At 47.1% G+C, this 21013-nt stretch carries 18 protein-coding genes; 3 read left to right on the forward strand and 15 right to left on the reverse strand.

Going from position 1 to position 21013, the window contains the following annotated elements:
* The first annotated feature begins 452 nt into the window (after positions 1–452).
* Entirely contained in the window at positions 453–3158 is a 2706-nt protein-coding gene (gene malT / locus C7B16_RS13160) for an HTH-type transcriptional regulator MalT (protein WP_000907051.1), read from the forward strand.
* A 42-nt stretch (positions 3159–3200) separates the two neighbouring features.
* Here malT and rtcA read toward each other — a convergent pair whose 3' ends face one another.
* Positions 3201–4217, reverse strand: a complete 1017-nt coding sequence (rtcA, locus tag C7B16_RS13165; RefSeq protein WP_107179812.1) for an RNA 3'-terminal phosphate cyclase — start codon at positions 4215–4217, stop codon at positions 3201–3203.
* A gap of 3 nt (positions 4218–4220) precedes the next feature.
* The gene (gene rtcB, locus C7B16_RS13170) at positions 4221–5447 is read right to left on the reverse strand and encodes an RNA-splicing ligase RtcB (RefSeq protein WP_105224504.1); all 1227 of its coding nucleotides are present in this window, start codon (positions 5445–5447) and stop codon (positions 4221–4223) included.
* A 188-nt stretch (positions 5448–5635) separates the two neighbouring features.
* Between rtcB and rtcR the strand changes: the two genes are divergently transcribed.
* Positions 5636–7234: a DNA-binding transcriptional regulator RtcR gene (gene rtcR, locus C7B16_RS13175; RefSeq protein ID WP_001232910.1), complete on the forward strand. Its 1599-nt coding sequence runs from the start codon at positions 5636–5638 to the stop codon at positions 7232–7234.
* Here rtcR and C7B16_RS13180 read toward each other — a convergent pair.
* From C7B16_RS13180 to glpE, 3 genes are read right to left on the reverse strand one after another with little or no spacing between them, the layout of a single operon-like run.
* On the reverse strand, positions 7216–7974 hold the full coding sequence (locus C7B16_RS13180; protein ID WP_000815101.1) for a DeoR/GlpR family transcriptional regulator: 759 nt from the start codon (positions 7972–7974) through the stop codon (positions 7216–7218). The two genes, rtcR and C7B16_RS13180, sit on opposite strands and share 19 nt — an antisense overlap.
* Before the next feature lie 16 nt (positions 7975–7990).
* Positions 7991–8821, reverse strand: coding sequence for a rhomboid family intramembrane serine protease GlpG (gene glpG / locus C7B16_RS13185; RefSeq protein WP_001517241.1), 831 nt, complete (start codon positions 8819–8821; stop codon positions 7991–7993).
* Positions 8822–8865: 44 nt separating this feature from the next.
* Positions 8866–9192 (reverse strand): thiosulfate sulfurtransferase GlpE, encoded by a 327-nt coding sequence (glpE, locus tag C7B16_RS13190; protein ID WP_001517242.1) that lies wholly within the window; start codon positions 9190–9192, stop codon positions 8866–8868.
* 189 nt (positions 9193–9381) lie between these two features.
* Here glpE and glpD point away from each other — a divergent pair, with 189 nt between their 5' ends.
* Positions 9382–10887 carry a glycerol-3-phosphate dehydrogenase gene (glpD, locus tag C7B16_RS13195; protein WP_085449348.1) on the forward strand — a complete coding sequence of 502 codons (1506 nt, stop codon included), beginning with the start codon at positions 9382–9384 and terminating at the stop codon, positions 10885–10887.
* Positions 10888–11224: 337 nt separating this feature from the next.
* On the opposite strand, the gene C7B16_RS13200 is transcribed toward glpD, so the two are convergent.
* From C7B16_RS13200 to C7B16_RS13245, 10 genes are all read right to left on the reverse strand, one after another.
* Positions 11225–11689: a hypothetical protein gene (locus C7B16_RS13200; RefSeq protein ID WP_010381141.1), complete on the reverse strand. Its 465-nt coding sequence runs from the start codon at positions 11687–11689 to the stop codon at positions 11225–11227.
* 3 nt (positions 11690–11692) lie between these two features.
* Positions 11693–12097: a hypothetical protein gene (locus C7B16_RS13205; protein WP_105224501.1), complete on the reverse strand. Its 405-nt coding sequence runs from the start codon at positions 12095–12097 to the stop codon at positions 11693–11695.
* 21 nt (positions 12098–12118) lie between these two features.
* Positions 12119–13633: a PstS family phosphate ABC transporter substrate-binding protein gene (locus tag C7B16_RS13210; RefSeq protein ID WP_143192604.1), complete on the reverse strand. Its 1515-nt coding sequence runs from the start codon at positions 13631–13633 to the stop codon at positions 12119–12121.
* Between the two features lie 81 nt (positions 13634–13714).
* Entirely contained in the window at positions 13715–14845 is a 1131-nt protein-coding gene (locus C7B16_RS13215; protein ID WP_122984280.1) for a fimbrial protein, read from the reverse strand.
* Positions 14846–14858: 13 nt separating this feature from the next.
* Positions 14859–15635, reverse strand: coding sequence for a molecular chaperone (locus C7B16_RS13220; RefSeq protein ID WP_016249295.1), 777 nt, complete (start codon positions 15633–15635; stop codon positions 14859–14861).
* Positions 15601–16125, reverse strand: coding sequence for a fimbrial protein (locus tag C7B16_RS13225; RefSeq protein WP_000199134.1), 525 nt, complete (start codon positions 16123–16125; stop codon positions 15601–15603). The genes C7B16_RS13220 and C7B16_RS13225 overlap by 35 nt, the downstream gene beginning before the upstream one ends.
* A 7-nt stretch (positions 16126–16132) precedes the next feature.
* Positions 16133–16696, reverse strand: a complete 564-nt coding sequence (locus C7B16_RS13230) for a fimbrial protein (protein ID WP_016249296.1) — start codon at positions 16694–16696, stop codon at positions 16133–16135.
* Positions 16696–19287, reverse strand: coding sequence for a fimbrial biogenesis usher protein (locus C7B16_RS13235; RefSeq protein ID WP_107179798.1), 2592 nt, complete (start codon positions 19285–19287; stop codon positions 16696–16698). Before C7B16_RS13235 ends, C7B16_RS13230 begins: the two co-directional genes overlap by 1 nt.
* A 41-nt stretch (positions 19288–19328) precedes the next feature.
* Positions 19329–20081: a fimbria/pilus periplasmic chaperone gene (locus tag C7B16_RS13240; RefSeq protein WP_105288582.1), complete on the reverse strand. Its 753-nt coding sequence runs from the start codon at positions 20079–20081 to the stop codon at positions 19329–19331.
* A gap of 121 nt (positions 20082–20202) precedes the next feature.
* Positions 20203–20907, reverse strand: coding sequence for a fimbrial protein (locus C7B16_RS13245; protein WP_001517251.1), 705 nt, complete (start codon positions 20905–20907; stop codon positions 20203–20205).
* Between the last annotated feature and the right edge of the window lie 106 nt (positions 20908–21013).

Below are 21013 nucleotides of genomic sequence, written 5' to 3' on the forward strand. Positions count from 1 at the left end.
TCTGCGTTTCTCCGGTCCTAAGACATCAATCATCTGTTCTCCAATGACTAGTCTAAAAACTAGTATTAAGACTATCACTTATTTAAGTGATATTGGTTGTCTGGAGATTCTGGGGGCTAGTCTAATCCATCAAAGGGCATCTCATTCTTAATAGATTTATTAAGATCATCTTTCCAGAGAGACCTTTCATCAGGAATTAAGGAGGTTTCATTGCTTTAATGAACCTTTTGGATTAAGGGAAAACACCCTAGGATCCAATATCCACACTGCATTTGCGTTGTTTTAAGATGAGGCATTAATAAACGTTTGGAATTGTGACAGAGTGCAAATTCAGACACATAAAAAATTGTCATCGCTTGCATTGCACAGGTTTCTGGCCGAACTTATAACTATTAATTACGAAGCGCAAAAAAAATAATATTTCCTCAATTTCCACAGTGAAGTGATTAACTATGCTGATTCCGTCAAAATTAAGTCGTCCGGTTCGACTCGACCATACTGTGGTTCGTGAGCGCCTGCTGGCTAAACTTTCCGGCGCGAACAACTTCAGGCTGGTGCTGATCACAAGTCCTGCGGGTTACGGAAAGACAACACTCATATCCCAATGGGCGGCAGGAAAAAACGATTTGGGCTGGTACTCGCTTGATGACGGCGATAACCAGCAAGAACGTTTCGCCAGCTATCTGATTGCCGCCGTGCAACAGGCAACCAGCGGGCACTGCGTCATCAGTGAAACAATGACGCAAAAACGGCAGTATGCCAGCCTGACGTCACTGTTTGCCCAGCTCTTCATTGAACTGGCGGAATGGCATAGCCCACTTTTCCTGGTGATAGACGATTACCATCTGATCACCAATCCGGTTATCCACGAATCCATGCGCTTCTTCATTCGCCATCAACCAGAAAATCTCACCCTGGTGGTGCTGTCACGCAATCTTCCGCAATTGGGCATTGCCAATCTGCGCGTACGTGAACAACTATTAGAAATTGGCAGCCAGCAACTGGCGTTTACCCATCAGGAAGCCAAGCAGTTTTTTGATTGTCGTCTGTCATCACCGATTGAAGCGACCGAAAGCGGTCGGATTTGCGATGATGTGTCCGGTTGGGCGACGGCGTTGCAGCTAATCGCGCTCTCTGCGCGGCAAAATACCCACTCGGCCCATAAATCAGCGCGCCGTCTGGCGGGCATCAATGCCAGCCATCTTTCTGATTATCTGGTCGATGAAGTGCTAGATAACGTTGATCTGGCGACACGCCATTTCCTGCTAAAAAGCGCCATTTTGCGCTCAATGAATGATGCGCTAATCACCCGCGTGACCGGCGAAGAAAACGGGCAAATGCGTCTTGAAGAAATTGAGCGCCAGGGGCTGTTTTTGCAACGGATGGATGATACTGGCGAATGGTTCTGCTATCACCCGCTGTTTGGTAACTTCCTGCGCCAACGCTGCCAGTGGGAGCTGGCGGCGGAGCTGCCAGAAATCCACCGTGCCGCCGCAGAAAGCTGGATGGCACAAGGCTTTCCCAGCGAAGCTATTCATCATGCGCTGGCGGCAGGCGATGCTTTGATGTTGCGCGATATTTTGCTTAATCACGCCTGGAGCCTGTTCAACCATAGTGAACTGTCGCTGCTGGAAGAGTCACTCAAAGCCCTGCCGTGGGACAGTCTGCTGGAAAATCCACAGTTGGTGTTATTGCAGGCCTGGTTGATGCAAAGCCAACATCGCTACGGCGAAGTGAACACCCTGCTGGCGCGAGCCGAACACGAGCTCCAGGACATCAGAGAAGGCACCATGCATGCAGAGTTCAACGCCCTGCGCGCCCAGGTGGCCATTAACGACGGTAATCCGGAAGAAGCCGAACGACTGGCAAAACTGGCTCTGGAAGATCTGCCTCCGGGTTGGTTCTATAGCCGCATTGTTGCGACCTCTGTGCTTGGCGAAGTGTTGCACTGTAAAGGTGAGCTGACCCGCTCGCTGGCATTAATGCAACAAACTGAGCAGATGGCGCGTCAGCACGATGTCTGGCACTACGCCTTGTGGAGTCTGATTCAGCAAAGCGAAATTCTGTTTGCTCAAGGATTCCTGCAAACTGCGTGGGAAACGCAGGAAAAAGCGTTCCAGTTGATTAACGAACAGCATCTGGAACAGTTGCCGATGCATGAATTTTTAGTACGTATCCGCGCGCAACTGTTATGGGCATGGGCACGGCTGGATGAAGCCGAAGCCTCGGCGCGTAGTGGAATTGAAGTCTTATCGTCTTATCAGCCACAGCAACAGCTCCAGTGTCTGGCAATGTTAATTCAATGTTCGCTGGCTCGTGGCGATCTGGATAACGCCCGTAGCCAACTTAACCGCCTGGAAAACCTGCTGGGGAATGGCAAATATCACAGCGACTGGATCTCTAACGCCAACAAAGTTCGCGTTATTTACTGGCAGATGACCGGCGATAAAGCCGCCGCAGCAAACTGGTTGCGCCATACTGCGAAGCCGGAGTTTGCCAATAACCACTTCCTGCAAGGTCAATGGCGCAACATTGCCCGTGCACAAATCTTGCTGGGCGAGTTTGAACCTGCGGAAATTGTCCTCGAGGAACTCAACGAAAACGCCCGCAGTCTGCGGTTGATGAGCGACCTGAACCGCAACCTGCTTTTACTCAATCAGTTGTACTGGCAGGCAGGGCGGAAAAGTGACGCCCAGCGCGTATTGCTGGACGCATTAAAACTGGCGAATCGCACAGGATTTATCAGTCACTTTGTCATCGAAGGCGAAGCCATGGCGCAGCAGTTACGCCAACTGATTCAGCTCAATACGCTGCCGGAACTGGAACAGCACCGCGCGCAGCGTATTTTGCGGGAAATAAACCAACATCACCGGCATAAGTTCGCTCACTTTGACGAGACCTTTGTCGAACGTCTGCTAAATCACCCGGAAGTGCCGGAACTTATCCGTACCAGCCCGCTGACCCAACGCGAATGGCAGGTGCTGGGGCTGATTTACTCCGGTTACAGCAATGAACAAATTGCGGGCGAACTGGAAGTGGCAGCGACCACCATCAAAACGCATATCCGCAATCTGTATCAGAAACTCGGCGTTGCCCACCGTCAGGCTGCGGTACAGCACGCACAGAAACTGCTGAAGATGATGGGATATGGGGTGTAAGTTTGGTCAGATAACATTCCTGCTCCGACTTACATCCCTGCATTATTCAACGCTAACTCGCGTTACATCGTCTGTTTCAGTCAGAGTAAACCGCACAGGTAAGAACCGTTCCACCACCGCGATATTGGTCAGCAGATGGCATGAGGGATGCGCGACCGTAAACGCCCCCGCACCCGCCAACGCCATGGGCAACACCAGTTGATCTGCGAGATATTCACCTACTGCCGCCGGACTTGTCAGGTAACGTTTCACTTCTTTAACCAACTGCGCTGCTACCACTTCGGCACTGACGCGCTTTTCACCGACGGCAAAAAAGCGTTCGGTAATATTTTCGCTTTCCACTTCTAGCGAGACGGTATTTCCCGGTCCCTGCTCACGCGGCAAGAGATGGATATTCTGCTCATACAGCGAAAAACTGGCTGCCAGCGCAACGAGTTCACGTTCTCCGACATGCCGCGGCACACCAGCTAATAATACTTCGCCGCGTAATCGCATAACGGTGCCCCGCTCGCCCAGTTGTAACGCGTTTAGTGATGCCACGGGCGTGACTTCCGCTACCACCACACCGCCTCCGGCAGGGTAAAAACCGTGGCGTAACAGCGTGGTTTGCTGATGAATCCCCATTTGTGCCAGCAGAGGTTCCAGCACGCGGCAGATAAAACCCGCGGGCGGCGCCGACGGGTTTTCGGTGCCACCGCTGACTTCTACGCGAGAAGGTCCATCGGCAAACCACAGCGCAGGCAGCACCGTTTGTAGCACCAGCATGCAGCTTCCGGCACTGCCGATAGCAAAGCGATAATCGCCGCCACGCACATTACCGGGCCGGAAGACCAGGCGCTGCGAACCCAGTTCCGCGCCGTCTACTATAGCTCCGCAAATTTCCGTCGCCGCCTTTACCGCGGTCAGATGCTGGCGCAACAGCCCCGGTTTCGCCCGTCCGGCACGAATGCCTGTGATGGTAAACGGCTTACCGGTTATCATCGACAGACTTAACGCCGAGCGCAGGATCTGCCCGCCGCCTTCGCCCTGTGCACCATCCAGCGCAATCATCCTTTTCATCATTTATCCTTTTACGCACACCACCTGACGCAGGGTGTAGACGACTTCCACCAGATCGCTTTGTGCTGCCATTACTGCATCAATGTCCTTATACGCCATTGGGATTTCGTCGATCACCTCGGCATCTTTACGGCATTCCACATGCGCTGTAGCACGGATCTGATCTTCCACACTAAACAGTTTTTTCGCTTTGGTACGGCTCATCACGCGACCAGCACCGTGGCTGCATGAGCAGAAAGACTCTTCATTTCCCAGCCCACGCACGATAAAGCTTTTCGCCCCCATCGACCCAGGAATAATTCCGTACTGCCCGGCACGCGCAGACACCGCGCCTTTCCGCGTCACATAGATCTCTTCGCCAAAGTGCAGCTCTTTTTGCACATAGTTGTGGTGGCAGTTGATCTCTTCCATTGCCAGCGTTTGCGGCTGTCTCACCGTTTTATGCGTAATGCTCTGCAACGCCGATACCACGTTTTCCATCATCGCATCACGGTTGAGGCTGGCAAAAAGCTGCGCCCAGGCCACTGCTTTCAGGTAATCGTCAAAATATTCCGTTCCTTCAAGGAAGTACGCGAGATCACGTGACGGCAACGTTTCAAGCTGTTCCTGCATCTCTTTTTGCGCCAGGTCGATAAAGTAAGTTCCGATGGCGTTACCAATTCCGCGTGAACCGGAGTGCAGCATAATCCACACCCGATCCGCCTCATCAAGGCAGATTTCAATAAAGTGGTTACCCGTTCCCAGCGTTCCCAGGTGTTTATAGTTATTGGTATTCAGGAAACGCGAGTATTTTTGCGTTAACCACTGATAACCGGCTTCCAACCCGGCCCATTTAACATCGACGTTAACAGGCGGATTTTCCCATGCACCTTTATCACGTTTACAACGCCCGGTAGTACGCCCGTGTGGCACGGCAGTTTCAATTGCCTGACGCAGCTCCGCCAGGTTTTCAGGCAAGTCTGCCGCCGTTAACGCGGTACGCAGTGCGTTCATTCCACAGCCGATATCCACGCCCACCGCCGCCGGAATAATCGCCCCTTTGGTCGGGATCACGCTACCAATGGTGGAACCTTTCCCCAGGTGCACATCGGGCATCACCGCAATATGCTTGAAAATAAACGGCATCTTCGCCGTATTTATCAGTTGCTGGCGCGCATCGTCTTCTACCGGCACGCCTTTGGTCCACATTTTTACCGGGGCATTTTCAGTGGTCAGTAATTCGTAATTCATTTTCTTTTTCTCGTTTCGTTGTTTGCTGTCCTGATAATTGCAACCGTCGTGCCAGAAAATTAAATCAGCAGATTAAATCTATAATTAATTGTTTTTATTTAATTAAAAGTACAAAGTCCGTATACGGAGATTTTCTATAAAGCCACTTAACCGATAATGAAATATCGTCTTTTATAAGGATATCTAAGATGCGTAAAACAGTGGCTTTTGGTTTTGTCGGAACCGTACTGGATTATGCCGGGCGCGGTAGCCAACGCTGGTCGAAATGGCGGCCGACACTCTGTTTATGCCAGCAAGAATCATTGGTGATTGATCGACTGGAATTATTACACGACGCCCGCTCACGCTCGCTGTTTGAAACGCTTAAACGCGATATCGCCAGCATTTCACCAGAAACGCAGGTTGTAGGTGTAGAAGTGGAACTCCATAATCCGTGGGATTTCGAAGAGGTCTACGCCTGCCTGCATGATTTCGCCCGTGGTTACGCTTTTCAACCTGATAAAGAAGACTATTTAATTCACATCACCACTGGCACCCACGTAGCGCAAATTTGCTGGTTTTTGCTGGCAGAAGCGCGTTACCTGCCCGCCCGACTGGCGCAAACTTCCCCGCCGCGTAAGAAAGAACAGCCGGATAGCGCAGGCGCAGTGACGATTATCGATCTCGATTTAAGCCGTTATAACGCTATCGCCAGCCGCTTTGCCGAAGAACGCCAGCAAACGCTCGATTTTCTTAAGTCGGGCATCGCCACGCGTAACCCACACTTCAACCGCATGATTGAACAGATCGAAAAAGTAGCGATTAAATCCCGCGCGCCAATCCTGCTTAATGGCCCGACCGGCGCGGGCAAGTCGTTTCTGGCACGACGCATCTTCGAATTAAAACAGGCACGGCATCAGTTTAGCGGCGCGTTTGTTGAAGTGAACTGCGCCACGCTGCGCGGTGATACCGCCATGTCGGCGCTGTTTGGTCATGTGAAAGGTGCGTTCACCGGCGCGAGAGACGCGCGGGAAGGGTTATTACGCAGCGCCAACGGCGGCATGTTGTTTCTTGATGAAATTGGCGAACTGGGCGCAGATGAACAAGCCATGTTGCTGAAAGCCATTGAAGAGAAAACTTTTTATCCGTTTGGCAGCGATCGCCAGGTGAGTAGCGATTTTCAGCTTATCGCCGGAACGGTGCGCGATTTGCGCCAGTTGGTCGCTGAAGGGAGATTTCGTGAAGACCTGTATGCGCGGATAAATCTCTGGACCTTCACTCTGCCAGGACTACGCCAGCGTCAGGAGGATATTGAGCCTAACCTGGATTATGAAGTGGAGCGCCACGCCTCACTCACCGGCGATAGCGTGCGTTTTAACACCGAAGCGCGGCGCGCATGGCTGGCTTTTGCGACATCCCCCCAGGCAACATGGCGCGGTAATTTTCGCGAACTTTCTGCCAGTGTTACGCGTATGGCGACGTTTGCCAATAGCGGACGCATCACTCTGGAAGCTGTGGAAGATGAGATTCGCCGTCTGCGCTATAACTGGCAGGAGAGTCGCCCTTCGGCACTTACGACGTTGCTGGGCGCAGAGGTGGAGAACATCGATCTCTTCGACCGAATGCAACTGGAAAACGTGATTGCCATTTGTCGCCAGGCAAAATCGCTTTCCGCCGCCGGACGTGAACTTTTTGACGTTTCGCGCCAGGGCAGAGCCAGCGTTAATGACGCGGATCGGCTACGCAAATACCTGGCGCGTTTTGGTCTGACGTGGGAATCGGTACTGACTCAGCACAGTTCCAGTTGAATATGATGGTCCGTCAGCACCTGCATCACCCCCGCAGGCGGCATGGTGTCGGTGTAAACGGCATCGACCATGCTGATGCTGCCCATGTTTACCATCGCATTACGGCCAAATTTTGAGTGATCGACAACCAGCATAACGTGGCGCGAGTTCTCAATAATGGCGCGTTTGGTGCGAACTTCATGGTAATCGAACTCCAGTAACGAGCCGTCGCTGTCAATGCCGCTGATCCCAAGAATGCCGAAATCGAGGCGGAACTGAGAGATAAAATCCAGGGTCGCTTCGCCAATGATCCCGCCATCGCGGCTACGCAATTCACCACCGGCGAGAATAATGCGGAAATCTTCTTTCACCATCAGCGTATTAGCGACATTGAGATTGTTGGTGACAATGCGCAAATTGCTGTGATTGAGCAGCGCGTGCGCCACCGCTTCCGGCGTGGTGCCGATATCAATAAACAGCGTCGAACCGTTGGGGATCTGCTCGGCCACTTTACGAGCGATACGCTCTTTTTCTTCGGTCTGGGTAGCTTTGCGATCATGCCATGGCGTGTTAACCGAACTGGAAGGCAGCGCCGCGCCGCCATGATGGCGCAGGATCAGGTTCTGTTCCGCCAGTTCATTGAGGTCACGGCGAATAGTCTGCGGGCTGACGGAAAAATGCTCTACCAGCTCTTCGGTGCTGACATAGCCCTGCTGCTTAACCAGTTCGATAATACCGTTGTGTCGTTGTGTTTGTTTCATTTATAAATCCCTGGAATTATTTTCGTTTTCGCGCATTGAGCGAATCAACAAAAGCCATCGCTAAACCCACGGCTAACCCGGCGATGTGTGCTCCATTCGCCATCGACATCCCAAACAAATCAAACCATCCGGCAACAATCCAGATCAGCGCAAAGATGATTAACCCACGTTGCAGGTAAATACCGCTTTGTGGATCGCGCTCGCCGCGTAGCCAGACGTAGCCCATCAGTGCATAAACCACACCGGAAAGCCCGCCAAACCACGGCCCACTGAACTTTTGCTGCACATAGCCGCTTAGCAGGGCGCTGATGAGAGTAATGACTATCAGCTTACCGCTACCGAGGCGTTTTTCCACTGCGCCACCGAGATACCACCACCAGAGCAGGTTAAAGAGGATATGCATCAGCGAGAAGTGCATTAACGCATGCGTGAAGTAGCGCCAGAACTCAAATTTCAGCGTCGGATCGAATGGCCAGGCCAGCCATAACATCACTTCCTGATCGCCAAGAATTTGCATGGCGATAAACACCAGCACGCAGGCAATCATCACTACCCAGGTGACCGGGCCTGCACGTTCACGCAAAGTGGCAAAGAAAGGAAAACGGCGATAGTGCAGGCCACTACCGGTATGACCTGACTGCCAACTGGCGGCGAGATAACGCGGGTCTGCCGGGTTTTCGAGAAAACGCGCCAGCTCTGCCCGCACGCGTTCGGCCTGGGATTCATCCGCCAGCCAGACATCGCTTTGGTTATGTTGTTGAATCGTGAGGATAACGCCCTGTGTCGCCATGTAATCAACAAATGCCTGCGCCACGCGGGGGTTAGCAAAAGAGGTAATCATCAACATCGTTGCTGTCGCTTATTCCACACAAAAGGGGACAGTATAAAGCGTTACGCGCCGTAAGCCACCTCTGCGGGAAACTGACGCTGCCAGGCTTCAAAGCCACCATCGATACTGTAAACCACATCATAACCCTGTTGCAGCAGATACTGCGCCGCGCCTTTGCTGCTATTACCGTGGTAACACATCACCATTACCGGGGTATCGAAGTCATTTTCGCGCATGAACGCACCCAGCGTGTCATTGGTTAGATGGAAAGCCTGCGCCGCATGCCCCATTGCGAAACTTTGTGGATCGCGAATATCGACCAGCACCGCCTCTTTTTCCTGCAACTTCTGGTGCGCGTCGGCAACGTTAATACATTCGAACTGATCCATGCGTCTCTCTTTCTTTACAAACAAGTGGGCAAATTTATCGCACAGTTTACGTCGGAGCGGCAGATAAACGCCATAATGTTATGCATATCACTCTAAAATGTTTTTTCAATGTTACTCAAAGCGCGTTTGTTTGCTATTATGTTCGATAACGAACATTTATGAGCTTTAACGAAAGTGAATGAGGGCAGCATGGAAACCAAAGATCTGATTGTGATAGGTGGCGGCATCAATGGTGCTGGTATCGCGGCAGACGCCGCTGGACGCGGTTTATCCGTGCTAATGCTGGAAGCGCAGGATCTCGCTTGTGCGACATCTTCCGCCAGTTCAAAACTCATTCACGGTGGCCTGCGTTACCTTGAACACTATGAATTCCGTCTGGTCAGCGAGGCGCTGGCAGAACGTGAAGTGTTGCTGAAAATGGCCCCGCATATCGCTTTCCCAATGCGTTTTCGCCTGCCGCATCGCCCGCATCTGCGTCCCGCGTGGATGATTCGCATTGGTCTGTTTATGTACGATCATTTGGGTAAACGAACCAGCCTGCCGGGATCAACCGGTTTGCGTTTTGGCGCAAATTCAGTATTAAAACCGGAAATTACGCGCGGATTCGAATATTCCGACTGTTGGGTCGACGACGCCCGTCTGGTATTAGCCAACGCCCAGATGGTCGTGCGTAAAGGCGGCGAAGTGCTTACCCGTACTCGTGCCACGTCTGCCCGCCGCGAAAACGGTTTGTGGATTGTGGAAGCGGAAGATATCGATACCGGCAAAAAATATACATGGCAGGCTCGCGGCCTGGTTAACGCCACCGGTCCGTGGGTGAAACAGTTCTTCGACGAAGGAATGCATCTGCCTTCACCTTATGGCATTCGCCTGATCAAAGGCAGCCATATTGTGGTGCCGCGTGTGCATACCCAGAAACAAGCGTACATTCTGCAAAACGAAGATAAACGTATTGTGTTCGTGATCCCGTGGATGGATGAGTTTTCCATCATCGGTACCACCGATGTGGAATACAAAGGCGATCCGAAAGCAGTGAAGATTGAAGAGAGCGAAATAAATTACCTGCTGAAAGTGTATAACGCGCACTTTAAAAAACAGTTAAGCCGTGACGATATCGTCTGGACTTACTCCGGCGTGCGTCCGCTGTGTGATGATGAATCCGACTCACCGCAGGCAATCACTCGTGATTACACGCTCGATATCCATGATGAAAACGGCAAAGCACCGCTGCTGTCGGTATTTGGCGGCAAGCTGACGACCTATCGTAAACTGGCGGAACACGCGCTGGAAAAACTGACGCCGTATTATCAGGGTATTGGCCCGGCGTGGACGAAAGAGAGCGTATTACCTGGTGGAGCCATCGAAGGCGACCGCGACGACTACGCAGCCCGCCTGCGCCGCCGCTATCCGTTCCTGACTGAATCGCTGGCACGTCATTACGCACGTACTTACGGCAGCAACAGCGAACTGCTGCTCGGCAATGCGGAGGCGATAAACGATCTCGGGGAAGATTTCGGTCATGAGTTTTACGAAGCGGAGCTTAAATATCTGGTTGACCACGAATGGGTCCGCCGCGCCGATGACGCTCTGTGGCGTCGCACGAAACAAGGCATGTGGCTGAATGCAGAACAACAATCTCGCATGAGTCAGTGGTTGGTGGAGTATACGCAGCAGAGGTTATCGCTAGCGTCATGATTTAACGTAAGCAGGCTAGGTCAGATTTCAATCTGACCTGAGACTGATGACAAACGCAAAAGCGGCCTGATGCGCTACGCTTATCAGGCCTACGTGGTTTATGCAATATATTGAATTTACATGGTTTTGTAGGCCGGATAAGGCGTTCACGCCGCATCCGGCATGAACAAAGCGCACTAATTCCATTTGGTTGTCCTTTATTATTAACGGACAGTTTAAACTGTCAGGATAAACCTATCCTCTAGATGATATCTATTCAAAATCCGTGCAATAAAAAACTGTGCAAGGCTATTGAGAATGTCAGGGGGTTGTTGATAAATCCATTATTTCATAACGCTCATTCATTAACGCTATGTAGAAACACAGAAATATGGGACTCTATCCATCGTATCATTTCATTATGCCTGAAGCAGACATTCTCACCGTTAATTTTTCCACATAAACCAAAACCATCAAAATAGATATCACATTTTTTATTTTGATATGAAGTGATATTCACGCGCCACCTCAGATTAGTAACATTTTCCTCTTGTTCAGCATAATCCATCTGTAATAGCTCAACAATTTTTTTACTTTCTTTATCATCAAGCTCAGTGATTTCAACCTTGTATTTATAAATTTCATTCAGCCGTCCCTCATCAATTGAAACTGGCGAAGTGTATCCCTGCGGATAATTTATAATCTCTAGTTTATCTACACGATTACCTATGTGGCATAAATCGTTCACTTTGCCTTCGGCAACTGCGGATCCGGCGTAAATCATAAGCAAAACCGTTAAAGCTTTTTCTATTTTTTGTTTCATATTTTATTGAGTAACATTAACAGAGTCGTTTAGCGTTGATTTCTCCCTGTTGCCATCATCACTCCAGTAAATTAATTTATCGATATTATAATCAGGGTAAACTGCATATGATGTTGAAATATTTAACCTGTCCTCAAACGGACTTTTCGCGCTCACTCTCAATAAAACAGAAACTGATGGTCCTCTGACTTGATTCTCTATATCCGGGCAACGAAAAGCATAATATTGGTACAAGTCAAATTCATTTTCTGAATAATACTCAGACAAATTAATTCCGGGGTTAATTTGCTCTCTTTCACAAACTAATGTGTAATGCAGGAAAGGCGGTGAAATACTCTGGTGTGCAGCATTACTCTCAGGAAGAAAGAGTAAGCAACTGCTGATAGGTAATAAAATCTTCATATCCATATCTGCCCCCTGTTTACTTTATTATTTAATATCTGATAACGTTTTATACATCGGCACATATCCCACATCTTCTACCAGGCTCTGCCCTTGTGGCGTTAAAAACCACTCCACCAGTTTTTGTGTTTCTGACGTTGTATTTTCCCGCGTCACCATGAACGCATCGACGATGTACGGATATTTGCCGTTGCGAATGTTTTCCGCAGTCGGCGCAATGCCGTTAATCGCTAATAATTTTATATTCTTATCAGCATTCATTTGCGTGGCGTAATAGCGGAAGGTGTAACCAATTGCGTTGTTTGTATTACGGTATTCGGCAACGACTTTAATCATTCCTTCCATCACACTTGCTACTTCTGTTTCCTGCGGAGAGATCATGCGGATATTTTTCATGACCTGTGATTGCATCACCGTCTGACTACCCGAGTCTTCCGGGCGTTGCCAGGTCTGGATCTCCTGATCATTACCGCCAACCGTGCGCCAGTTGGTAATTGCGCCACTGAAGATGTCACGCACTTGTTGTTCAGTCAGGGAATTAACCGGGTTATCCGCATTGACGATGAAAACAAATGCTTCGCGAGCAAAAGGTGTGTGCATCAAAGTAACACCTGATTCCTCTGCACGTTTTTTCTGCCCACCGGAAGGTTGAGCCACAAAAATAATATCAGCGTCTCCCTTAACGATTTTGTTATACGCCTCCGGCGTGCGAGAGTTCGCCAAATATTCCCGGGTGTGTAAATCTTCCGGTATTACGCTTAACGCATAAAATGCAGAGGCATAAATTGGGTACGCTGCCGTAGCGACATCGAGTCGCGGCCAGTTTTGCGTAAACTGGATTTGTGGTTTACCACGCAGCGCTGTAAGTTGATTATTGAGTTTATCGGGTCGCCAGGCCCAGGTATCAATATTTTCGCGTACACCAACGCCGGGATTGAGCTGTTTATATAAATAAGCCTGATAACCAGCGACAAAACCAAGCATGAGAAGGATAAACAGGAGAGAATTACGGCAACGTAGCCCGGATGTGCCGGTTAAAGAATGTCTGGTTGGCCAGGCGTATCCCAGCGAAAAACTGATATGCGCCCCAACGGGAATTATGACTATCCACCAGAACTCACCACCAACTAATGAGACTAACAAAACGCCCAGCCAGGGAAGCATAAGGTTTGCCAACCAATCTGCTCCCATCTGGCGAAATTGATAATCTGCCAGATGTAGCGTGATTATCCAGCCAACCAGGATTAATAGTGCCGGTAACAGAAAAAAGCATTGTCGCCAGGCGGCTATTTCTCTTTTTTCTGGAGCGCTATCGCCCGCCCATACTCGCCCCGAGAAAAATAGCATTATCGCGCCCAGCGCCAACATAAAAATGTTAAGCAGAAGGTAAATTGTTGGCGTGAAGAGTAAATTGCAAACCTCAAGAATGGCGGTAAGTCCGACCCCCAGCATGGCAACAACCGCTGCCAAAAATTGCGTCAGTATGGGGATGCCGAAAAAAGTCATTACCAGCGAGGTCAAAATCCATTTTCCGTTTTGCATATTATTCATCCTTGCTGTTACTGCGCTTTATTTTGCACCGATGGCTAAAAGCGGGCTAATCCGATTCTGTACTCACACACATTACTGATATTCCACCCGCAAAATAGCCAGGGCGTTATAACGACCCGCAGCAGGTAGCCGCCCTGTGGTACTGACGGGGAGAGACAGAAAAGTCACGTCTGCCGTCTGAGCTGACGCAGCCCGGTTTTCAACTAACTTAAATGGCACGCCAACATGCGCAGCCAGCTCATTCAAGTCTACGGACTCCTGTTGGCTATCCATAATCATAATGCCAACGTCTGGGTTATCCTCCGCCTGAATAATGCTTTGCCGACCATTAACATCTCTCGTTGATGAAATATTGCCATCAAAAACCAGCGTCATTACGGCATCAATATCTTTATTTGTACAGTTTATCGGAATAGTGGTTGCAACCGGGGAAACGCCCGTTGGCTTCACTCCAGCACCAGCCCGACTTAGCTCACTGGCCCAGACATCCGGCATATTAACGGTAAAACTGGTGCCCTCATTAATTGTGCAACCTTGTGGAACCTCAATATTTAAGTTACCAATATAAGCATTAAATACAGGAACTGGTCCGTGCTCCGTTGGGAACTGGCTGACATACAAAGAAACCAGCAGCACGTTATTTATTGAGATGTCGGATATTATTTTTTTATCAAGTCTGATTTTTATATAGCCTTCTGTTCCGGATGACCAACTCGATGGTTTACTTCTGTCTGCTGGATAATTGGTGCTATAGTTTTCAAAAGGAACTGTCTTATCTGTCATTGTTTCATTTCTCTTATAGAGTTTTATATGTGTTGAAACCGATATCTCATGAGTCAAGGGGATAAATATATCGCTTCCCTGATGATCACCAGACGCACCTGATGGATCTATGCCAGATGTGGCTGTAAAATAAACCTCGTAATCATCCAGGGAATTGCAATACGCTTTATAAGTCCCTATTTTCCAGTTCTGCACTGGTAATATTTTCCCGGGAGCATTATTATTAACATCTGAGACAGTAACAGTACCAAAATTATAAGAAAATGTCGCAGGAGTAGTATTATTACCAGGCTTTCCAGGATAACAAAAAGCACGATCCCGTCCCATATCTTCTGCATACACGATGTTATAGCAACTACTGATTAAAAGAAAAAACAATATACAAATTACTTTTATATTTCCCCAGGAATAAGTTAACATTCTGCTTCTCCAGTTATCCATGTATCGCTACTGCACCCATAACATTATTTTGCAAAACATTTAATTTCACGTTACATACAGGTAAGGCATTATTATAAAGATCCAACGTTTGCCAGTTAACCTCACAATATCCTTGCCGCAAACACCAATTCTGTTGACGATGGCTAAATGGTGCGACCATGCCACCATTTATGCTTTTACCATCAATAGATAAATTATAGAGTGTCACATACCAGGGGGTAGGGTTAAAAATGGTGACAGTTTCATTGTTTCGCGACCAACGTAACTGTTTATAAGCGTCAAGTGGATTACCTGATAATGTCTCCGGGCGATAAAATATTTTCATCCTATTGCGTACGGCTACCTGGAGTTGATTTTCGTTCTTAAGCTGTGAGTTTGGTTCCTGAGCAGGTAACGCTGCAATATTCAGTATAAATAAACTCTCACGATCTGCAGGTAACTGGCCACCCACGTGATTAATTCTTATTTTGGTATGTTTATCTTGTTTAAGTACTAATAATGGTGGCGTCGCAATAAATATCTTATCTGGAAGTAAAGGCTGGGATTCCACTGTCCCTTTTAACTGACGTCCATCATCAGGTGTCACGGAAATTTTAACCAACATATCTTTACTGGCAGTATTTTTAAGCTCGACCGATATTGATGACTGCTTTTCTGGGTAAACAAAACGGGTACTGCCAACGACAACCCCTGCTTGCGCATTTGTGCAACATATTAAAAAGAATATCAGCACATTAATCATAAGTGACGATAAAGGAAACTGATGCATTCGCATCTCCTGGTTGTACATCATTTTTTATGGCTTTATAAGCCGCAAAGAAATGCAATGTGTTATCTACCAATGGCGTAAGAGCATAACTGGTGCTTATTATACCATTACTAATACTTTGTCTGTTGTTATCAAAAATAGCCAGCGCTAACCCCTCAACAGATCCCTCATCCAGTTTATACAGGGTGGTATCTTCACTTACTGATGTTCCATCAAATTTGATATTGGCATTACTGACATCACTGCCACAGCGGGTTAATTTTATAGAGAAGTCAATTTTTTCAGTGACATCTCCTGAATTTCTAACCCTATAACTGGGCACATCTGGCATGTTGACCGTAAAATTTTTAGACTCATCGGCAACAATGCAAGTCTTTGCCGTTATTATTCCTTCTATACGTACAACACCTGTATGCGTTGTATCATCAGCAATAGATGATATTGATATCACAGAGAATAACAAAGCAATTAAATTACAATAGCGCGTCATATTATCCTCACTGATAGTCTATATCAAAGTACAACAGTGCATTTGCCTGCCCCGCATGTACGTTTTGCTGAGTTGACTTATAGCGGAGTTTAAAGTCTAAACTGGCATCGCCATTATTATCTAAAACTAATTCTTTGAAACCTGACTCATCATTAATTGCAATAACTTTATCATCGTTATCTAAAATTTCGACGCCCACTCCAGTTGCACTATCTGCACTGGAAGTAAGGCGTAATAAGGTGGTATTGATGGTGTCTGTATCCCCGCTAAACCGCACATTAGCACTGACTCCTGAACTATAAATAGTACTGGTTGCCGTTGGACATCCTTCCAGATTTATCGTAAATGTATGACTGCCAGAAACATCTCCCACATTTAAAAAATCATTGGCGTCATAAGTTCCCATGCTTACTGGCTGGTCTTTACTTCCAGTTGTAATATCACATGTTTTTGCTAATAACTGACCTGTAAATGTGACCACGACGGTATCGTTAGCAAGTGCATTACATGAAACCACCACCATGAATAATGAAGTAAAAATTAATAAAATAAATTTCTGTAATATATTCATTAGCGGCACTCCAGATTTGCATAGCTAATAGCATTATCTATCTCGCTTTTCGGTAATTGATAGCTTGCCTGACATTGCTGATAAGAACCGTCTCCCCACTGTATATTTATTATGCCTTGTAAAGGCAAACCGGAGAGATAAACCTGACCACTGTCGCCAACTATTCCTGTAATCTGAGTCGTCCCCTCAGTGGGTACACTGGCTGTCGCACCAAATGGAACAGGTTTATTACGATAGCGAACATTAAATAAACCACGAATACCGACATGGGCATTAAACTCAGCGCGAACTAAAGCGCCTTTACTGGGCATCACTTCCATGCTGGTAGCATCTAATTCTGTATGCATACTCATAGACATAGGGTCTAAAGAGATATTATTACGCCGGTATTCCGTGGCATAAGGTACGACAGCATAGCCACGCCAGTCTGTCTTCACTCCCGTTCCACGTTCCACATTTACATTGTTTGCCCCAGGTGCTTTTATCAGTATATTTGTTTCACCTAACGGCTGGCTTAGCGTGAGACCATTTTCATGAACAACCAGGGCACCACTTAAACCATAGTTAAATTGCTGGTTACCATTATTATCGTAGCTGTATCCTGAATTTAGTGAACCATAAGCACCACGGTAGTTTAAACCTACCGATCCATTCCCACCATTATTCTGATTGGCGAAATTTTGTTGAATGTTATAGTTAAGATTATGTTGCTCCAGCAGTGAGCCTGATACTCCAGCATACTGATTCACATGGCCGCTATTATCCTGACTGTAACCATAAGTCGCAGTCATAGAATTTGATGCATTACGCCCATCAACGGCTGGTGATAGCCAATTGCTGATCGGCAATGAGACATTGACGGATAAGATTCTGTCAGCATCAGAACCCGGTGATTTGCTATAATTATAAGCAACATTTAAATAAACCCCATGCACGCTCGTATTATAGCCGACCTGATATAAGGTATCTTTATTATTCGTATTCCAGTAACTTTGCTGACTTGCCGCCAAATACATAGAACCATATTTACCTAATGGTTGCGATATATTTGCCTGAAACTTTCCTCTTTTGTTATAACGCAAATTGTAAAAATCATTCCAGTTATAAACATAGTCTTTTTCATTAAGAGTATCTGGATCGATAACTGTCCCCGACATTTGTTTATATGTGGTATCACTCAACGAATAAAATCCTTCCGTCGAGTAACGATAACCAATAATCTGAAAAGCCGTACCTGTTTGCACTAATGATTTTGAGTATAGAAAACGGTACGATTTCCCTTGATGTTTACTGCCATCGGCAAGCGTGCTATTGGCTTGCGTCAAATCGAATGACGTCGCTCCAAACATACCAAGGTTGAACCCCAGCCCGAGAGCTATTGCCCGATAATTATCAGAATATTGTATTCCTCCATATGCAGTAATATCCCAGGGTAATCCCCAAATCAAATCGCCCTGAAAGATATATGGATTATTTTGATTGTAGCTATTAGTACGATATTTACCGGCCGTCGCGGAATATTTTATATGGCCTTCGCGTTGAAGGATGGGAACAGCGGCGTAAGGAATGGTATAGATAGTTTCGGAATTATCAGACTCTTTGATCGTAACTTCCAAATCCCCTGCGGAAGACGTAGGGTTCAGATCGTTGATTTCAAAAGGTCCGGGAGGAATATAAGTCTGATAAATAACATAGCCATTTTGTTTAATCGTTACCTGAGCATTGCTTTTAGCAATGCCGCGCACAGTAGGGGTAAAACCACTTTGGCTATCGGGCAGCATGTTTTCGTCGGACTCAAGTTTAGCACCACGAATACTCACGCTGTCGAAAACATCTGATGAAGACCAAGTATCACCCAGTGTTAATTCACTTTTGAAAGGAATAATTACCCGTTGTAATGTACTACTCACATGTGCAATTTTCCCCGGTGAATTACCTGAACGACTCCATGTAGAGTAATCACGAAAACGCCACGCCCCTAAATTTAAACCTGAACGCAGATTTAAATAATAGCTATCAGACACGTAGTCGCCACGATCACTATTGCCAGAAAAATCATAATTAATAAGAACTGCCGGGATACCATTATCCCATTCTTCAGGTGGAATATAGCCACGTGCCTCATGCTTTAATATTGCCTGCGGGAAAGTCAGTTTGAGTCGTTGCGCATCAAGTTCAGGTGTATATTGAACTTCTGCAAACCATATACGCAAATCGAGACAATGATTCCCCTCATCTTGCGCCTGCTCCGGCAATGCACTTTTGTTGATTCCTAAAATGACTAATTCATCGAGCGAAAAACAGGGAATCAACTGATTCTGCTCATCAGCTTTGAAAGTGACCTTACGTGATGTCAAAGGCGAATCATTGACCCATATTTCAACCTCATAACTACCAGGTAGATAAGTCATCCCTTTCTCAAAACGAGATAAATCAGCAACAGCTTCAGTATCACCCGACAGAAAGGCAGGGTTAAAGCGCATACCCGCCACTGAATACGCAGGCAAAAGTGTCAGTAGAAGCGGTATACACTGCCCCATCTGCTTGTTCCTTGCCATCCAGTGTTCGAGTTTTTTGAGCTTTAGGTTCATGTCCCTGACCTGAGTTGCTTTAACGTTTTAATCTTCCAGGTTTATTGCATCGTTCCCTTTTGCCTGGCCGTTGTGGCACCGTAATCATTGATAGTTTGATAAGTAATTTCGCCCGCTAACGTCACCGGAGAAGATACTGTGATGTCGCTTTTTGGGGGAACAAACGTATTGGGTAATTTTACCCCTTGCACCCTGATTCCTGTCACCGTCAGATAATAGGGAGAAGGATTAATGATTTTCAGTTGTTTACCTTCGTATTTAAATCGCAACATATCCCGTGCTTTACCAGCCTGAACGGGTAAGTTAGTCGGACGGTAAAATAATTTAATCCTGTTTTGTAACGCCAGTTGTAATGTGTTTTTCTGGGTATTCTTCTCATCCGTCGGCGGAATCGCTTTCACGTTCATCCAGAATAGTGTTTCACGGTCAGTCGGTAACTGTGTTTTACCAATAAACATTATCCGCAGTGATGCTTCTTTTCGGGTTGGCAACATAAATAATGGAGGCGTAACCACAAAGTTTGGACTTTTCTTACCGCTTTGATTGTCATCCACCCATGACTGAATTAAATAGCTGGTATTGGACCCACCATTCTGCACACTTAACGTAATTTGCTGACTGTCAGATGGATAAACCAGACGCGTAGAACCAAGACCGACCCCCCCCGCTGCAATAGCGTTGATAGATATGGCGGACAGTAAAAATAGAGCACCGACCCTTATGGCATATTGAGTCTTCAGCGAAGGTTTAATGTTTCTATTTGCAAAACATTTATTTTTTGAAATCCATCTCATACTGCATCCTTGTAGATGAAAATTAACTGCAATTATTAACTCGTGTATATTTATTATAAATAAACACGTAGTATTAATTTCAGGCTACAAATAACTGTAACCTGAAATTATATTGTTGTAATTATTCGTACAGCACGACGAAACTTGCCGTAGATTTCACCAGACCTGGTGCAACGGTACTACCGTTCTGAGCATAGCCCGCGGTAAATGCAGCGATAAAATCATGGGCGGTTGCATCGCCAGGAATCACGTAAGCCGCCGAAGAACTACTCCCCTGAGGAGATTGTGTATTCAGTTTAACCAGGCCATCAGTTGTCGTGTTTTTAGAATAAATACGAATCCCTACTCCAGTTGCTCCCGCTTCGCCAGTACCATCAGCATCAGCAGCCCCTTCCACTTCATTGGCAAGCGTCTGGTTGGCACCGTCCGCTGCACCAGTAAAACGGAATTCAATATTTTGACTGGTCGTATTGCTACAATCGGTTAGTTTAATGTTGAAGTTAGTCTGGTTACTGGCACCCGTTGCTTCAGTATCGATGCCCGTGAAAGCGTTAGAAGGTACGACTGGCAGTACCACTTCAATCTGTTTCGATTCTGTTGCAATCTTACACGTCGCTTTAACCACGCGACCAGTAAAACGAATGTTTCCGCCCATCGCATCGGTGTTGTCATCCATATCGGTAAGTTTCGGATAATCAACGGTGCTCCAGTCTGTATCGGCACCACCAAATTGTGATGCATCGCCTGGCGCAGCGGTTACCGCAGTTGACATCAGCATACCTGATGCGAGTAAAACTACGGATAAATTAGATAGATTGAATTTCATTTATACCTTTCCTTTTGTTAAAAAATCCAAGCAATATTGGCGATTATTATTACATTCAGCTTTAACAAGTCACATTATTAAGATGAGCAAAGCTGGCGTTGGTGAA

It is taken from the genome of Escherichia sp. 20412-1, from assembly GCF_003027595.1.
Lineage (GTDB): Bacteria > Pseudomonadota > Gammaproteobacteria > Enterobacterales > Enterobacteriaceae > Escherichia > Escherichia marmotae.

Coding starts and splice junctions, on each gene's coding strand:
- rtcA (WP_107179812.1), bottom strand. CDS start 4,217: ATGAAAAGGATGATTGCGCTGGATGGTGCACAGGGCGAAGGCGGCGGG.
- C7B16_RS13200 (WP_010381141.1), bottom strand. CDS start 11,689: ATGAAACAAAAAATAGAAAAAGCTTTAACGGTTTTGCTTATGATTTAC.
- C7B16_RS13225 (WP_000199134.1), bottom strand. CDS start 16,125: ATGACGCGCTATTGTAATTTAATTGCTTTGTTATTCTCTGTGATATCA.
- C7B16_RS13180 (WP_000815101.1), bottom strand. CDS start 7,974: ATGAAACAAACACAACGACACAACGGTATTATCGAACTGGTTAAGCAG.
- C7B16_RS13235 (WP_107179798.1), bottom strand. CDS start 19,287: ATGAACCTAAAGCTCAAAAAACTCGAACACTGGATGGCAAGGAACAAG.
- rtcB (WP_105224504.1), bottom strand. CDS start 5,447: ATGAATTACGAATTACTGACCACTGAAAATGCCCCGGTAAAAATGTGG.
- C7B16_RS13245 (WP_001517251.1), bottom strand. CDS start 20,907: ATGAAATTCAATCTATCTAATTTATCCGTAGTTTTACTCGCATCAGGT.
- glpD (WP_085449348.1), top strand. CDS start 9,382: ATGGAAACCAAAGATCTGATTGTGATAGGTGGCGGCATCAATGGTGCT.
- glpG (WP_001517241.1), bottom strand. CDS start 8,821: ATGTTGATGATTACCTCTTTTGCTAACCCCCGCGTGGCGCAGGCATTT.
- glpE (WP_001517242.1), bottom strand. CDS start 9,192: ATGGATCAGTTCGAATGTATTAACGTTGCCGACGCGCACCAGAAGTTG.
- C7B16_RS13205 (WP_105224501.1), bottom strand. CDS start 12,097: ATGGATATGAAGATTTTATTACCTATCAGCAGTTGCTTACTCTTTCTT.
- C7B16_RS13240 (WP_105288582.1), bottom strand. CDS start 20,081: ATGAGATGGATTTCAAAAAATAAATGTTTTGCAAATAGAAACATTAAA.
- C7B16_RS13220 (WP_016249295.1), bottom strand. CDS start 15,635: ATGCATCAGTTTCCTTTATCGTCACTTATGATTAATGTGCTGATATTC.
- C7B16_RS13230 (WP_016249296.1), bottom strand. CDS start 16,696: ATGAATATATTACAGAAATTTATTTTATTAATTTTTACTTCATTATTC.
- C7B16_RS13215 (WP_122984280.1), bottom strand. CDS start 14,845: ATGTTAACTTATTCCTGGGGAAATATAAAAGTAATTTGTATATTGTTT.
- malT (WP_000907051.1), top strand. CDS start 453: ATGCTGATTCCGTCAAAATTAAGTCGTCCGGTTCGACTCGACCATACT.
- C7B16_RS13210 (WP_143192604.1), bottom strand. CDS start 13,633: ATGCAAAACGGAAAATGGATTTTGACCTCGCTGGTAATGACTTTTTTC.
- rtcR (WP_001232910.1), top strand. CDS start 5,636: ATGCGTAAAACAGTGGCTTTTGGTTTTGTCGGAACCGTACTGGATTAT.